The following is a 13,866-nucleotide window of genomic DNA, read 5'->3' on the forward strand; positions in this document are numbered from 1 at the left end:
TAAAACGGTTACTGTAGGGTATTCAAAATGCATCGCAAAACTATCGACGTCTGGGTCGGCCTGTTCGTTCTGCTGGGTCTGGCAGCGCTGCTGTTCCTGGCTTTCCAGGCAGGAAACATGAGGACGCTGTCGTTCGGCCAGACGTATTCGATCACGGGCCGTTTCGACAATATCGGCGGGCTCAAGCCGCAGGCGCCGGTCAAGAGCGCCGGCGTGGTGGTCGGTCGAGTGGGTGAGATCACCTTCGACGACAAGAGCTTCCAGGCATCGGTGCGCCTCGATATGGATAGTGAATATAAATTCCCAAAAGACAGCTCGCTGAAGATTTTGACTGCTGGCTTATTGGGTGAACAATACATCGGCATCGAAGCCGGTGGCGACGAACAGAATCTGGCGGAGGGCGACCGCATCATTCGCACCCAGTCGGCGACGGTCCTGGAAGACTTAATTAATCAATTTATCTACAGCAAGGCTGCTGAAGGAAAGGAAGGTAGTGAATGAACCACGCCGTCACGCTCTCGCATTTGCGCCTCGGCGCCGCCGCTGCCGCCATCCTGGTCCTGACGGGATGCGCCACCACCGCGAACAATCCCCAGGATCCGCTGGAAGGCTATAACCGCGCCATGTTCACCTTCAACGACGCGGTCGACCGCGCCGTCCTGAAGCCGGTGGCCACGGGCTACAAGAACGTCGTGCCGGGCTTCGCCCAGACCGGCGTCGGTAATTTCTTCGGCAACCTGTCGGATGCCTGGAGCTCGGTCAACAACCTGCTGCAGGGCAAACCCGAGCAGGCCGGCACCGATTTCGGCCGCGTCGCGCTGAACTCGACCTTCGGCATCTTCGGCCTGCTCGACATCGCTTCCGAGGCTGGCATGCAGAAGAGCGACGAAGACTTCGGCCAAACCCTGGGTAAATGGGGCGTGCCGAGCGGCCCCTACTTGATTCTGCCGCTGCTGGGCCCATCTACCGTACGTGACACCGCGGCCTTGCCGGCCGATATCGGTGGTGATATCTGGAAATACAAGGAGCCGGCGAACTGGCGCAATATCGGCGCCGGCATCCGCGTGATCGATACCCGCGCCAGCCTGCTCGACGCGACCAGCCTGCTCGAAGACGCCGCCCTCGACCGCTACGAGTTCCTGCGCGACGGCTACCTGCAGCGCCGCCAGAGCCAGGTGTACGACGGCGACGTGCCGCGCCAGAGCACCGACGAGCAATAACGACAAGATCAACCGTGCGTGCGGCCGTCGCCGCCGCCAACCAAAAGGAAACCTATGAAGCCATTCATGCACCTGGTCGCCGCCGCAGCCACCGTGGCGTTCTCCACCGTCCTGGTCGCCGCCCCGGTGGCCGCCGCCGAAGCGCCGGACGCGCTGGTCAAGCGCATCAGCAATGAAGTGATCGACAGCGTCAAGGCCGACAAGGACATCCAGGCCGGCAACCGCAACAAGATCATGGGCCTGGTCAACGAAAAAATCCTGCCCTACGTCGACGCCGAGAAGATGACCCAGCAGGCGGCCGGCCGCCACTGGCGCACGGCCACCCCGGAACAGAAGCAGAAACTGACCAAGGAGTTCCGCGACCTGCTGGTGTATACCTACGCCGGCGCGCTGTCGACCATCAAGAACGAGACCGTCGAGTTCAAGCCGATGCGCGGCTCGCCGACCGACACCGACGTCGAAGTGCGCTCGCAGGTGAACGTCGCCCGCGGCGAGCCGATCACCCTGAACTATCGCCTGAGCAACGAAAAAGGCAGCTGGAAGATCTATGACGTGAACGTGCTGGGCGCCTGGCTGGTCCAGACCTACACCAGCACCTTCAACAGCGAGATCGGCAAGAGCGGCATCGATGGCCTGATCAAGCGCCTGGCCGAGCGCAACGCCCAACTGGCGTCCAAGCCACTGGCCGCGCCGGCAAAGTGATCCGTCAACATGGCTGAATCCAACCCGATGCTGTCGATCGACGCCCTGACCTTCCTGACCGCCCACCAGGCGCTGGAGCAGGGCGCGGCGGCGATCCGCGCCGGCGAGACCGTGTTCGATCTCGGCGGCGTGCAGGCGGCCGATTCGTCCGGCGTGGCCCTGCTGCTCGCCTGGCAGCGCCGCGCGCTGGACGCCGGCCACCGGCTCACCTTCGTGAACGTGCCGGACAATGTGCAAAAGCTGGCTGCCCTGTACGGGGTAGACACGCTGCTGCCGCAAGCCTGAAGAACGGCGGCCGATGGCCGCCGTTTGTTTTTGCCCGCCTCGCGCGTTCGCGCATTTCTCCCCTCCGTCCGCTTGACAGAACGATTTCACCTATAATGGACCGTTTCTCCGCACGGTCCCCCGGTGCGCTTACCACTTTGCGCGCCGCGCCATCCAACAAGCATGACAGCAATCCAGATTGACAGCGTCGAGAAGAGCTATAAAGGCTTCAAGGCCCTGAAGGGCGTCTCCTTGGACATCGAGGAAGGCGAGTTCTTTGGCCTCCTGGGCCCGAACGGCGCCGGCAAGACCACCCTGATTTCCACCATCGCGGGACTGATCCGGCCCGATGCCGGCACGGTGCGCATCCACGGCCACGACGTCGTCTCCGACTTCCGCGAAGCGAGGAAGCGCCTGGGCGTGGTGCCGCAGGAACTGGTGTTCGATCCCTTCTTCACGGTGCGCGAAACCTTGCGCCTGCAGTCGGGCTACTTCGGCATCCGCAACAACGACGCCTGGATCGACGAGGTGATGCACAACCTGGACCTGACCGACAAGGCCGACGTGAACATGCGCGCGCTGTCGGGCGGCATGAAGCGGCGCGTGCTGGTGGCCCAGGCCCTGGTGCACCGGCCGCCCGTGATCGTGCTCGACGAGCCGACCGCCGGCGTCGACGTCGAGCTGCGCCAGACCCTGTGGAAGTTCATCGCGCGCCTGAACCGCGAGGGCGGCCATACCGTGGTCCTCACTACCCACTACCTCGAGGAAGCGCAGGCCATGTGCCAGCGCGTGGCCATGCTCCGGCGCGGCAACGTGGTGGCGCTGGACACCATGAGCGCGCTGCTGCGCCGCGTGTCGGGCTCGCAGCTGGTGGTGCACCTGAAGTCGGGTGACCTGCCGCTGGAGCTTCGTCCTCTCGTCTCCCACGACGAGCACACGAGCGGCAACGGCGGCGGCAACAAGTACACGCTGCGCGTGAACGATTACAGCGAGGTCGAGCCGATCCTGGCGCGCCTGCGCGAGAACGGCGCCGTCATCGACGAGATGCAGCTGGAGCAGGCCGATCTCGAGGACATCTTCATCCAGATCATGGAGGAGGGTAAGTAATGTTCTCGATCGGTTTCCGTACCCTGTTCTACAAGGAGTCGCTGCGCTTCTGGAAGGTCGCGACCCAGACCGTGGCCGCGCCGGTGGTCACCGCCATGCTCTACCTGCTGATTTTCGGCCACGTGCTCGACGGCCGGGTCGAGATGCTCGACGGCGTGGCCTACACCTCGTTCCTGATCCCCGGCCTGGTGATGATGAGCGTGCTGCAGAACGCCTTCGCCAACTCGTCCTCGTCGCTGATCCAGTCCAAGATCAGCGGCAACCTGGTCTTCATCCTGCTGCCGCCGCTGTCGCACGCCGAGATCCTGTCGGCCTACGTGCTGGCTTCGGTGCTGCGCGGGCTCGTGGTCGGCGCCGGCGTATTCATCGTCACCGCCTGGTTCGCCCACCTGGAATTCGTGGCGCCGGTGTGGATCGTGGTGTTCGCCCTGCTGGGCGCGGCCATCCTCGGCACCATGGGCACGATCGCCGGCATCTGGGCCGAGAAGTTCGACCAGCTGGCGGCTTTCCAGAACTTCCTGATCATGCCGGCGACCTTCCTGGCCGGTGTGTTCTATTCCGTCCAAAAACTGCCGCCTTTCTGGCTGGCCGTCTCGCATTTCAACCCGTTCTTTTATATGATTGACGGGTTCCGCTATGGGTTCTTCGGCCAGTCCGACGTTTCGCCCTGGATCAGCCTGGCCGTCGTGACCGTGTTCTTCGCGGTGCTGACGGGCGTGGCGATCAATCTGCTCAAGCGCGGCTACAATCTGCGCCATTAATAGTACAAAGTTTAACTGGAGTTATCGTGGCGACCACACCCGAACTGATCCACGGCTATATCAGCGCCGGCCTCGAATGCACCCACCTCGACGTGAAGGGCGATGGCCATCACTTCGAGGCCGTGATCGTCTCGCCAGCGTTTGCCGGCAAGCGTCCCATCCAGCGTCACCAGATCGTGTACGCGGCGCTGGGCGACCGCATGCGCGAGGAAATCCACGCGCTGTCGATGAAAACCCTGACCCCAGAAGAATTCAAAGGATAAGCATGGACAAGCTCCAGATCGTCGGCGGCAAACGCCTGCAAGGTGATATCCCGGTCTCCGGCGCCAAGAATGCGGCGTTGCCCATCCTGTGCGCGGGCCTCCTGACCGCCGGCGACCTGCAACTGTCGAACGTGCCGCGCCTGCACGACGTGCGCACCATGCTCAAGCTCCTGGAAAAGACCGGCCTCAAGGTCGTGCAGGATGACGAGAAAGTGACCATGAACGGCAGCGCCATCGACACCCTCGAGGCGCCGTACGAGCTGGTGAAGACCATGCGCGCCTCGATCCTGGTGCTGGGGCCCCTGCTGGCGCGCTTCGGCGAAGCCAAGGTCTCGCTGCCGGGCGGCTGCGCGATCGGCTCGCGTCCGGTCGACCAGCACATCAAGGGCCTGCGCGCGATGGGCGCCGAGATCACGATCGAGGGCGGCTACATCTACGCCAAGGCGAAAAAGCTGAAAGGCGCGCGCATCCACACCGACATGATCACCGTGACCGGCACCGAGAACCTCCTGATGGCCGCCACCCTGGCCGAAGGCGAAACGGTGCTCGAGAACGCCGCGCGCGAACCGGAAGTGACCGACCTGGCCAACCTGCTCGTGGCCATGGGCGCGAAGATCGAGGGCATCGGCACCGACCGCCTGGTGATCCAGGGCGTGGACGAACTGCACGGCGCGACGCATGCGGTGATCTCGGACCGCATCGAGGCCGCGACTTTCCTGTGCGCGGTGGCGGCCACCGGCGGCGACATCGTGCTGACCAATACCCGCACCGACATCTTCGACGTGGCGCTCGACAAGCTGCGCGAGATCGGCCTGCAGCTGACCGTGGGCAGCGACACCATCCGCGCGAAGATGGATGGCCGTCCGCGTCCGGTCTCGTTCCGCACCACCGAGTATCCGGGCTTTCCGACCGATATGCAGGCCCAGTTCATGGCCGTGAACACGATCGCGGACGGTCCGTCGAAGGTCACCGAGACGATCTTCGAGAACCGTTTCATGCACGTGCAGGAGATGAACCGCCTCGGCGCGCAAATCTCGACCGAGGGCAATACCGCCTTCATCGAGGGCGTCCCGCGCCTGGTCGGCGCGCCGGTGATGGCGACCGACCTGCGCGCATCGGCCTCCCTGGTCATCGCCGGCATGGCGGCCGAAGGCACGACGCTGATCGACCGCATCTACCACCTCGATCGCGGCTACGACCGGATGGAAGTGAAACTGTCGGCCGTTGGCGCCGCGATTGTTCGTATCAAGTAAGTACGCATCAAGTAAGAAGACCATGACATTCAACGGCAACACCGGCGAGCCCCAGCTGATCCTGGCGCTTTCCAAGGGCCGCATCTTCGAAGACACCCTGCCGCTGCTGTCGGCGGCCGGGATCGAGGTGCTGGAAAACCCCGAGACTTCGCGTAAACTCATCCTCTCGACCAACGACCCCGGCGTGCGGGTGCTGATCGTGCGCGCCTCCGACGTGCCGACCTATGTCCAGCATGGCGCCGCCGATTTCGGCGTGGCCGGCAAGGACGTGCTGCTCGAGCATGGCGGCGAGGGGCTGTACCAGCCGATCGACCTGCGCATCGCCCAGTGCCGCATGTCGGTCGCGGTCAATGCCGGCTTCGACTACGACAAGGCCGTGCGCCAGGGCGCGCGCCTGCGGGTCGCGACCAAGTTCGTCAACACCGCGCGCGAGCACTTCGCCAGCAAGGGCGTGCACGTCGACCTGATCAAGCTGTATGGCTCGATGGAGCTGGCCCCGCTGGTCGGCCTGTCGGACGCCATCGTCGACGTGGTCTCGACCGGCGGCACCCTGCGCGCCAACAACCTGGTCGAAGTCGAAAAAATCATAGACATCTCTTCGCGCCTGGTGGTGAACCAGGCCGCGCTCAAGCTCAAGCGCGAGCGCCTGCAACCTATCCTGGAAGCGTTTGAACGCGCGTCCCAACAACAAGGCTGAAGCACTATCATGGCAGTACAGATCCGCAAGTTAGACTCCACCGCGCCCGACTTCAAGAACACCCTCGACGTCCTGCTGGCGTTCGAAGCGGAAACCGATGATGCCATCGAGACCGCGGTCGCGCATATCCTGCGCGACGTGAAGTCGCGCGGCGATGCGGCTGTGCTGGAATACACGAACAAGTTCGACCGCATCCCGAACGGCGGCGCGAAGGCGATGGCCGAATTCGACATCGGCCAGGCCGAGCTGGAGCAAGCCCTGGCCTCGCTGCCGGACGCCCAGCGCGCCGCGCTGCAGGTGGCGGCGGATCGCGTGCGCGTGTTCCACGAGCGCCAGAAGGACGCCTCGACCGGCTTCGCCTTCACCGAGCCCGACGGCACGATGCTGGGCCAGCGCGTGACCCCGCTGGACCGGGTCGGCATCTACGTCCCGGGCGGCAAGGCGGCGTATCCGTCGTCGGTGCTGATGAACGCGATCCCGGCCCACGTCGCCGGCGTGAAAGAAATCATCATGGTCGTGCCGACCCCGGATGGCGTGAAGAACCAGATGGTGCTGGCCGCCGCCGCGATCGCCGGCGTCACCCGCGTGATCACCATCGGCGGCGCGCAAGCCGTCGGCGCCCTGGCCTATGGCACCGAAACGATCCAGCCGGTCGACAAGATCGTTGGCCCCGGCAACGCCTATGTCGCCGCCGCCAAGCGCCGCGTGTTCGGTACGGTCGGCATCGACATGATCGCCGGCCCGTCCGAGATCCTGGTGCTGTGCGACGGCACCACCGATCCGGACTGGGTGGCGATGGACCTGTTCTCGCAGGCCGAGCACGACGAGCTGGCCCAGGCCATCCTGCTGTGCCCCGACGCCGACTACATCGCGAAAGTGGAGCAGAGCATCCACAAGCTGCTGCCGACGATGCCGCGCCAGGAAGTAATCACCACCTCCCTCACCGATCGCGGTGCGCTGATCAAGGTACGCGACATGGACGAGGCATGCGAGATCGCATCGTCCATCGCCGCCGAGCACCTGGAAATCTCGGCCGTCGAGCCGATGCAGTGGGCCGATAAGATCCGCCATGCGGGCGCCATGTTCCTTGGCCGCTTCTCGTCCGAATCGCTGGGCGACTACTGCTGCGGCCCCAACCACGTGCTGCCGACCTCGCGCACCGCGCGCTTCTCGTCACCGCTGGGCGTCTATGACTTCCAGAAACGCTCGTCGATCATCCAGGTCAGCGAAGCGGGCGCCCAGACGCTGGGCAAGGTCGCGGCCACGCTGGCCTATGGCGAAGGCCTGCAGGCGCACGCGCGCAGCGCCGAGCTCCGTTTGAATCCAGTGCCGCCGCAGGCAGCATGACGTCCTGGGTCAACCAGGTATTCTGCGAGGATGCGCTGGCCGGCCTGGCGCGCATCCCGGACGGGTCCATCGACCTGATCCTGACCGACCCGCCCTACAACCTGGGCAAGGACTACGGCAACGCGTCGGACCAGCAAAGCGTCGAGGCTTATCTGGCCTGGACCGAGCAGTGGATCGACGCCGCCATCCCCAAGCTCAAGCCCAATGGCAGCCTGTACATCTTCCTCACCTGGCGCTTCGCGCCCGAGATCTTCGTGATGCTGAAAAAACGCATGACGATGATGAACGAGATCATCTGGGACCGCCGCGTGCCGTCGATGGGCGGCAGCGTGCGCAGCTTCTCGTCGGTGCACGACACCATCGGCTTCTTCGCCAGGCGCAAGGACTACTATTTCGACCTGGACGCGGTGCGCATCCCGTATGACGCCGAGACCAAGAAGGCGCGTTCGCGCTCGATCTTCGTCGGCGCCAAGTGGCTCGAAGTCGGCTACAACCCGAAGGACGTGTGGAGCGTGTCGCGCCTGCACCGCGAGCATCCTGAGCGCGCCGACCATCCGACCCAGAAGCCGCTCGAGATCATCGAGCGCATGGTCAAGGCCTCCTGCCCGCCGGGCGGCGTGGTGCTCGATCCCTTCATGGGCAGCGGCACCACGGCCATCGCCGCCAAGCGCCTGGGCCGACAGTACACCGGTTTCGAACTGAACCCCGACTACTGCGCCATCATCGCCGAGCGGCTGGCCGCGCCCGAGGTGCCGGTCGCCGGAGCAAAGGCAAAAAAACTGCGCAAGGCCGCCAAGGCCGTCACCACCACGGAAGAAACGTCATGACCGACATTACCAGACTGATCGAGAACACCATCCGCGCCGACGTGCGCGCCGTGGGAAGCTATCACGTGCCGGACTCGATCGGCTACGTCAAGCTCGACTCGATGGAGAACCCGTACCAGCTGCCCGAGGAGCTGCGCGCCGAGCTGGGCGCGCGCCTGGCCGAGGCGGCCCTGAACCGCTATCCGGTGCCGTCCTACCGCACGCTGAAGGACCGCATCTGCGGCAAGCTGGGCGTGCCGGAGGGCTACGACGTCCTGCTCGGCAACGGCTCGGATGAGCTGATCACGATCCTGGCGACCGCGATCGCGCGCCAGGAGCGCGAGGCCGGCAGCCGCCGCGCCGTGGTGATGGCCCCGGTGCCCGCCTTCGTGATGTTCTCGCGCTCGGCCCAGTTCGCGGGCGCCGACTTCGTCGGCGTGCCGATCAAGCCAGACTTCTCGCTCGACCTGCCGGCCATGCTGGCCGCGATTGCCGAGCACAAGCCGTCGCTGGTGTTCCTGGCCTATCCGAACAACCCGACCGGCAACCTGTACGATGCCGACGACATGGTCGCGATCATCGAGGCCGTGGGCGAGCACGGCATCGTGGTTGTCGACGAGGCGTATCAGCCGTTCGCCCGGGTCAGCTTCATGGAGCGCCTGCCGCAACACCCGAACCTGGTGGTGATGCGCACCCTGTCCAAGCTGGGCCTGGCCGGCATCCGCCTCGGCTATATGTCGGCCGCGGCGCCGCTGCTGCTTGAATTCGAGAAGGTGCGCCCGCCGTACAACGTCAATGTGCTCACGCAAGTGGCGGCCGAGTTCGCGCTGGACCACCTGGACGTGCTGGACCGCCAGGCGGGCCTCCTCAACGAGGAGCGCACCCGCCTGGCCGCGCTTCTTTCGGCCCTGCCGGGCGTCGAGGTGTTCCCGTCGGCCGCCAATTTCATCTCGCTGCGCGTGCCCGATGCCGAGCGCGCTTGCGCGATTCTCCATGGCGAGAAGGTCTTGATCAAAAATTTGAGTAAAATGCACACATTGCTGGCCAACTGCATCCGCGTCACGGTCAGCACCCCCGAAGAGAACGACCAGTTCCTGGCAGCCCTGAAGACGTCGCTGTAATCCAGCGCCCCCGACGGACACCATTTAATCCAGCCGGCCTCTCCCCAGCGAGAGACCGGCCACGAACACCCTGAGCAATGACCCGCACCGCCGACATCACGCGCAATACCAACGAGACGCAGATCCGCGTCTCGATCAACCTCGACGGCACCGGCCGCCAGAAGCTCAATACCGGCGTCCCCTTCCTCGACCATATGCTCGACCAGATCGCGCGCCACGGCATGTTCGACCTCGAGGTCGAGGCCGTGGGCGACCTGCATATCGACGCCCACCACACGGTGGAAGACGTCGGCATCACGCTGGGCATGGCCGTGGCCAAGGCGATCGGCGACAAGAAGGGCATCGTGCGCTATGGTCATTCCTACGTGCCGCTGGACGAGGCGCTGTCGCGCGTGGTGATCGATTTCTCGGGCCGTCCCGGCCTGGAGCTGCACGTGCCATGGACGCGCGCCATGATCGGCGCCTTCGACGTCGACCTGACGGGCGAATTCTTCCGCGGCTTCGTGAACCACGCGGCCGTTACCCTGCACATCGACAACCTGCGCGGCGTGAACGCCCACCACCAGTGCGAGACCGTGTTCAAGGCCTTCGGCCGCGCGCTGCGCATGGCCACCGAGCTGGACCCGCGTGCGGCCGGCATCATCCCGTCGACCAAGGGCAGCCTGTAATCATGGCCAACAAGATCGTCGTCGTCGATGGACTCGGTAACCTGCGCTCGGTGGCGCAGGCGCTGCGCGCCGCCGCGCCCGAGGCCGACGTCCTCATTTCCAGCTCGGCCGCCGACCTGGACCGCGCCGACCGCATCGTGCTGCCGGGCCAGGGCGCCATGCGCGACTGCATGAGCAGCCTGCGCGCATCCGGCGCTGAAGACGCGCTGTTGCGCGCCGCCAAGACCCGTCCGATCATGGGCGTGTGCGTCGGCGAGCAGATGCTGTTCGAGGAAAGCGAAGAGAACGATGGCACGCCCGGCCTGGGCCTGTTGCCCGGCAAGGTCGTGCGGTTCCAGCTGGACGGCAAGCTGCAGGCCGATGGCTCGCGCTTCAAGGTCCCGCAGATGGGCTGGAACCGGGTGCGCCAGGCGCGCCCCCACCCGCTGTGGGAAGGCGTCGAGGACGGCAGCTATTTCTACTTCGTGCACAGCTATTATGCGGCGCCGGGGAACGCAGACGACGTGATCGGCGAGACCGACTACGGCGGCCCGTTCTGCTGCGCCGTGGGCCGCGATAATATCGTCGCCACCCAGTTCCACCCCGAAAAAAGCGCCGCCGCCGGGCTGCGCCTGTACCGCAATTTCATCCACTGGAATCCGTGATTTCCAGGTTTTAACCCGCGTCTTAACCCGTCAACCAACCGACAACGACCATGCTGCTGATCCCCGCCATCGACCTGAAAGACGGTCACTGCGTTCGCCTGAAACAAGGCGATATGGACCTCGCCACCGTGTTTTCCGAAGATCCCGCCGACATGGCGCTGCATTGGCTCAAGAAGGGCGCGCGCCGCCTGCACCTGGTCGACCTGAACGGCGCATTCGCGGGCAAGCCGAAGAACGAGAGCGCCATCAAATCGATCCTGCAGGTAGTGCAGGAATACGCCGAAGACAACGGCCTGGACGAGATCCCAGTCCAGCTGGGCGGCGGCATCCGCGACCTCGACACCATCGAGCGCTACCTGGACGACGGCATCAGCTACATCATCGTCGGCACCGCCGCCGTCAAGAACCCGGGCTTCCTGCACGACGCCTGCGGCGCCTTCCCGGGCCACATCATCGTCGGCCTGGACGCCAAGGACGGCAAGGTCGCGACCGACGGCTGGAGCAAGATGTCGGGCCACGAAGTCATCGACCTGGCCAAGAAATTCGAAGGCTATGGCGTCGAATCGATCATCTACACCGACATCGGCCGCGACGGCATGATGGCCGGCGTGAACATCGAGGCGACCGTCAAGCTGGCGCGCGCGGTGAAGATTCCCGTGATCGCCTCGGGCGGCGTGCACGTGCTGGCCGACGTCGAGGCGCTGTGCGCGGTGCAGGACGAAGGCATCGAGGGCGTGATCTGCGGCCGTTCGATCTACGAAGGCACGCTCGACCTGGCTTCGGCCCAGGAACGCGCCGATGAACTGACGGAAGGGGCGCAAACCTGACACCTCGTTCCCGCGGAGGCGGGAACCCAGGTGTGCTTGCTTAATCGATATGCATGCAAACTTGGGTCCCCGCCTGCGCGGGGATGACGTGCCGGCGCTGAGAAATCATGCTCGCTAAACGCATCATCCCCTGCCTCGACGTCACCGGCGGCCGCGTGGTCAAGGGCGTCAATTTCACCGAGCTGCGCGATGCCGGCGACCCGGTCGAGATCGCGCGCCGCTACGACGGGCAGGGCGCCGACGAGATCACCTTCCTCGACATCACCGCCTCCAGCGACGGCCGCGACCTGATCCTGCCGATCATCGAGGCGGTCGCCTCGACCGTGTTCATCCCGCTCACCGTCGGTGGCGGCGTGCGCAAGGTCGAGGACGTGCGGCGCCTGCTCAATGCCGGCGCCGACAAGGTCAGCATGAACACCTCGGCCGTGACCAATCCGCAGCTGGTGTTCGACGCCGCCCAGAAGCACGGCTCGCAGTGCATCGTGGTGGCGATCGACGCCAAGCAGACGGGCCCCGGCAAGTGGGAAGTGTTCACCCATGGCGGCCGCAACGCCACCGGCCTGGACGCGGTGGAATGGGCGCGCAAGATGGAAAGCCTCGGCGCCGGTGAGTTGCTGCTCACTTCGATGGACCGCGACGGCACCAAAATCGGTTTCGACCTGGGCCTGACCCGCGCCGTCTCGGACGCCGTGGGCATCCCCGTCATCGCTTCCGGCGGCGTCGGCGGCCTGAAGGACCTGGCCGACGGCGTGCTCGAAGGCCATGCCGACGCGGTGCTGGCCGCCAGCATTTTCCACTACGGGCAGCACACGGTCGGCGAGGCCAAGCGCTTCATGGCCGAACGGGGCATCCCGATGCGCCTCGATGAAGGAAAGCCACATGCCGAATAATGCCAAGTGGCTCAACAAGGTGCGCTGGGACGAGCACGGCCTGGTGCCGGTGATTGCCCAGGAAGCGGCGACCGGCGACATCCTGATGTTCGCCTGGATGAACCGCGAAGCGCTCACGCGCACCGTCGAGACGGGCGAAGCCGTATACTGGAGCCGTTCGCGCAAGAAGCTGTGGCACAAGGGCGAAGAGTCCGGTCACATCCAGAAGGTGAGCGAGATCCGCCTCGATTGCGACGAAGACGTGGTCCTGCTCAAGATCGAGCAGGTGGGCGGCATCGCCTGCCATACCGGCCGCCATTCCTGCTTCTTCCAGAAGTACGACAATGGCGACTGGCACAGCGTCGAACCGGTGCTGCAAGACCCCGACACCATTTATTCCCCGGACAAGAAGAAGACCCCATGAGCGTTACCCTGGCCCGTGTCGCGGCCGTGATCGAATCGCGCAAGCCCGAGCACGGCGGCGACCCCGCGACCTCCTATGTCGCCAAGCTGTTCGCCAAGGGCGACGACGCCATCCTCAAGAAGATCGGCGAGGAAGCCACCGAGCTGGTGATGGCGGCCAAGGATGCGCGCGTCGCGAACGACCCGTCCAAGGTGCTGTACGAATGCGCCGACCTGTGGTTCCATTCGCTGGTGCTGCTGGCCAAGTTCGACCTCACGCCGCAACAGGTGCTGGACGAGCTGGCGCGGCGCGAAGGCATGTCCGGACTTATTGAAAAAGCTGCACGCAAGGAATAAATAATTCCTGAAGCGTTGCAAGTGAGCACATGCTCACCGTGCGTGGACGTGCTTCCGCTGTCATAATCGGCGACCGGGCGTCATACCGATGTCACGGGGCGCTGATACGATGCCTCGGCTTCCCGGGCCTGCAAGTCCCTGAAATGTTGTCATAATCTGGAGACAAGATGGATAACTGCATTTTTTGCAAGATCGTCGCCAAGCAGATCCCGGCCGCCGTCGTCTATGAAGACGAGGATGTGCTGGCATTCAAGGACATCAACCCGGCGGCGCCGGTGCACCTGCTGGTGATTCCCAAGCAGCACGTGTCCACCTTGTCCGACTGCACCGGGGAACACGCGGCGGTGCTGGGCAAGATGCTGGCGCTGGCGCCAAAGCTTGCAAAAGAGAATGGTATTGACGTCAAGACCGGCGCCGACGGCAAGCCGAACGGCGGCTTCAAGACACTGATCAATAGCGGTCCGGATGGCGGGCAGGAAGTGTATCACCTGCACCTGCATATGTACGGCGGTCCGCGGCCGTGGCGTGGACTGGCGCTGTGAAGCATCCTCTAAGCCA

Annotated in this window: 19 protein-coding genes; all 19 read left to right on the forward strand. The window is 64.8% G+C overall.

All coding sequences use genetic code 11. The features are described 5' to 3' along the window. Nucleotides 1–27 precede the first annotated feature (27 nt). Entirely contained in the window at nt 28–501 is a 474-nt protein-coding gene (gene mlaD / locus DIR46_RS14325; protein ID WP_109345833.1) for an outer membrane lipid asymmetry maintenance protein MlaD, read from the forward strand. Next, nucleotides 498–1,220, forward strand: coding sequence for an MlaA family lipoprotein (locus tag DIR46_RS14330; RefSeq protein WP_109345834.1), 723 nt, complete (start codon nt 498–500; stop codon nt 1,218–1,220). Before mlaD ends, DIR46_RS14330 begins: the two co-directional genes overlap by 4 nt. A gap of 54 nt (nt 1,221–1,274) precedes the next feature. After that, nucleotides 1,275–1,922: an MlaC/ttg2D family ABC transporter substrate-binding protein gene (locus DIR46_RS14335; RefSeq protein WP_109345835.1), complete on the forward strand. Its 648-nt coding sequence runs from the start codon at nt 1,275–1,277 to the stop codon at nt 1,920–1,922. A gap of 9 nt (nt 1,923–1,931) precedes the next feature. Further along, complete coding sequence (locus tag DIR46_RS14340) at nt 1,932–2,207, forward strand: STAS domain-containing protein (protein WP_109345836.1); 276 nt, start codon at nt 1,932–1,934, stop codon at nt 2,205–2,207. 162 nt (nt 2,208–2,369) lie between these two features. Then, the gene (locus tag DIR46_RS14345; protein WP_109345837.1) at nt 2,370–3,293 is read left to right on the forward strand and encodes an ABC transporter ATP-binding protein; all 924 of its coding nucleotides are present in this window, start codon (nt 2,370–2,372) and stop codon (nt 3,291–3,293) included. Then, the gene (locus DIR46_RS14350) at nt 3,293–4,054 is read left to right on the forward strand and encodes an ABC transporter permease (RefSeq protein WP_109345838.1); all 762 of its coding nucleotides are present in this window, start codon (nt 3,293–3,295) and stop codon (nt 4,052–4,054) included. Before DIR46_RS14345 ends, DIR46_RS14350 begins: the two co-directional genes overlap by 1 nt. Nucleotides 4,055–4,080: 26 nt before the next feature. Beyond that, nucleotides 4,081–4,317 (forward strand): BolA family protein, encoded by a 237-nt coding sequence (locus DIR46_RS14355; protein ID WP_109345839.1) that lies wholly within the window; start codon nt 4,081–4,083, stop codon nt 4,315–4,317. 2 nt (nt 4,318–4,319) lie between these two features. After that, nucleotides 4,320–5,570: a UDP-N-acetylglucosamine 1-carboxyvinyltransferase gene (gene murA / locus DIR46_RS14360; protein ID WP_109345840.1), complete on the forward strand. Its 1,251-nt coding sequence runs from the start codon at nt 4,320–4,322 to the stop codon at nt 5,568–5,570. Between the two features lie 22 nt (nt 5,571–5,592). Continuing rightward, nucleotides 5,593–6,267 carry an ATP phosphoribosyltransferase gene (gene hisG, locus DIR46_RS14365; RefSeq protein ID WP_109345841.1) on the forward strand — a complete coding sequence of 225 codons (675 nt, stop codon included), beginning with the start codon at nt 5,593–5,595 and terminating at the stop codon, nt 6,265–6,267. Between the two features lie 9 nt (nt 6,268–6,276). Continuing rightward, on the forward strand, nt 6,277–7,614 hold the full coding sequence (gene hisD / locus DIR46_RS14370) for a histidinol dehydrogenase (RefSeq protein ID WP_109345842.1): 1,338 nt from the start codon (nt 6,277–6,279) through the stop codon (nt 7,612–7,614). Next, nucleotides 7,611–8,441 (forward strand): DNA-methyltransferase, encoded by an 831-nt coding sequence (locus DIR46_RS14375; RefSeq protein WP_109345843.1) that lies wholly within the window; start codon nt 7,611–7,613, stop codon nt 8,439–8,441. Before hisD ends, DIR46_RS14375 begins: the two co-directional genes overlap by 4 nt. Further along, entirely contained in the window at nt 8,438–9,541 is a 1,104-nt protein-coding gene (gene hisC, locus DIR46_RS14380) for a histidinol-phosphate transaminase (RefSeq protein ID WP_109345844.1), read from the forward strand. Before DIR46_RS14375 ends, hisC begins: the two co-directional genes overlap by 4 nt. Nucleotides 9,542–9,618: 77 nt before the next feature. Further along, on the forward strand, nt 9,619–10,209 hold the full coding sequence (gene hisB / locus DIR46_RS14385; RefSeq protein WP_109345845.1) for an imidazoleglycerol-phosphate dehydratase HisB: 591 nt from the start codon (nt 9,619–9,621) through the stop codon (nt 10,207–10,209). 2 nt (nt 10,210–10,211) lie between these two features. Further along, a complete protein-coding gene (gene hisH / locus DIR46_RS14390) occupies nt 10,212–10,853 on the forward strand; it encodes an imidazole glycerol phosphate synthase subunit HisH (protein WP_109345846.1) in 642 nt (213 codons plus the stop codon). A gap of 50 nt (nt 10,854–10,903) precedes the next feature. Then, a complete protein-coding gene (hisA, locus tag DIR46_RS14395) occupies nt 10,904–11,680 on the forward strand; it encodes a 1-(5-phosphoribosyl)-5-[(5-phosphoribosylamino)methylideneamino]imidazole-4-carboxamide isomerase (protein ID WP_005664401.1) in 777 nt (258 codons plus the stop codon). Nucleotides 11,681–11,787: 107 nt separating this feature from the next. Further along, nucleotides 11,788–12,570: an imidazole glycerol phosphate synthase subunit HisF gene (gene hisF, locus DIR46_RS14400; protein WP_162819518.1), complete on the forward strand. Its 783-nt coding sequence runs from the start codon at nt 11,788–11,790 to the stop codon at nt 12,568–12,570. Continuing rightward, nucleotides 12,560–12,973 (forward strand): phosphoribosyl-AMP cyclohydrolase, encoded by a 414-nt coding sequence (hisI, locus tag DIR46_RS14405; RefSeq protein WP_109345848.1) that lies wholly within the window; start codon nt 12,560–12,562, stop codon nt 12,971–12,973. Before hisF ends, hisI begins: the two co-directional genes overlap by 11 nt. Next, nucleotides 12,970–13,308: a phosphoribosyl-ATP diphosphatase gene (locus tag DIR46_RS14410; RefSeq protein WP_109345849.1), complete on the forward strand. Its 339-nt coding sequence runs from the start codon at nt 12,970–12,972 to the stop codon at nt 13,306–13,308. Before hisI ends, DIR46_RS14410 begins: the two co-directional genes overlap by 4 nt. A gap of 167 nt (nt 13,309–13,475) precedes the next feature. Then, complete coding sequence (locus DIR46_RS14415; protein WP_109345850.1) at nt 13,476–13,850, forward strand: histidine triad nucleotide-binding protein; 375 nt, start codon at nt 13,476–13,478, stop codon at nt 13,848–13,850. Nucleotides 13,851–13,866 lie beyond the last annotated feature (16 nt).

The organism is Massilia oculi, from assembly GCF_003143515.1.
Lineage (GTDB): Bacteria > Pseudomonadota > Gammaproteobacteria > Burkholderiales > Burkholderiaceae_D > Telluria > Telluria oculi.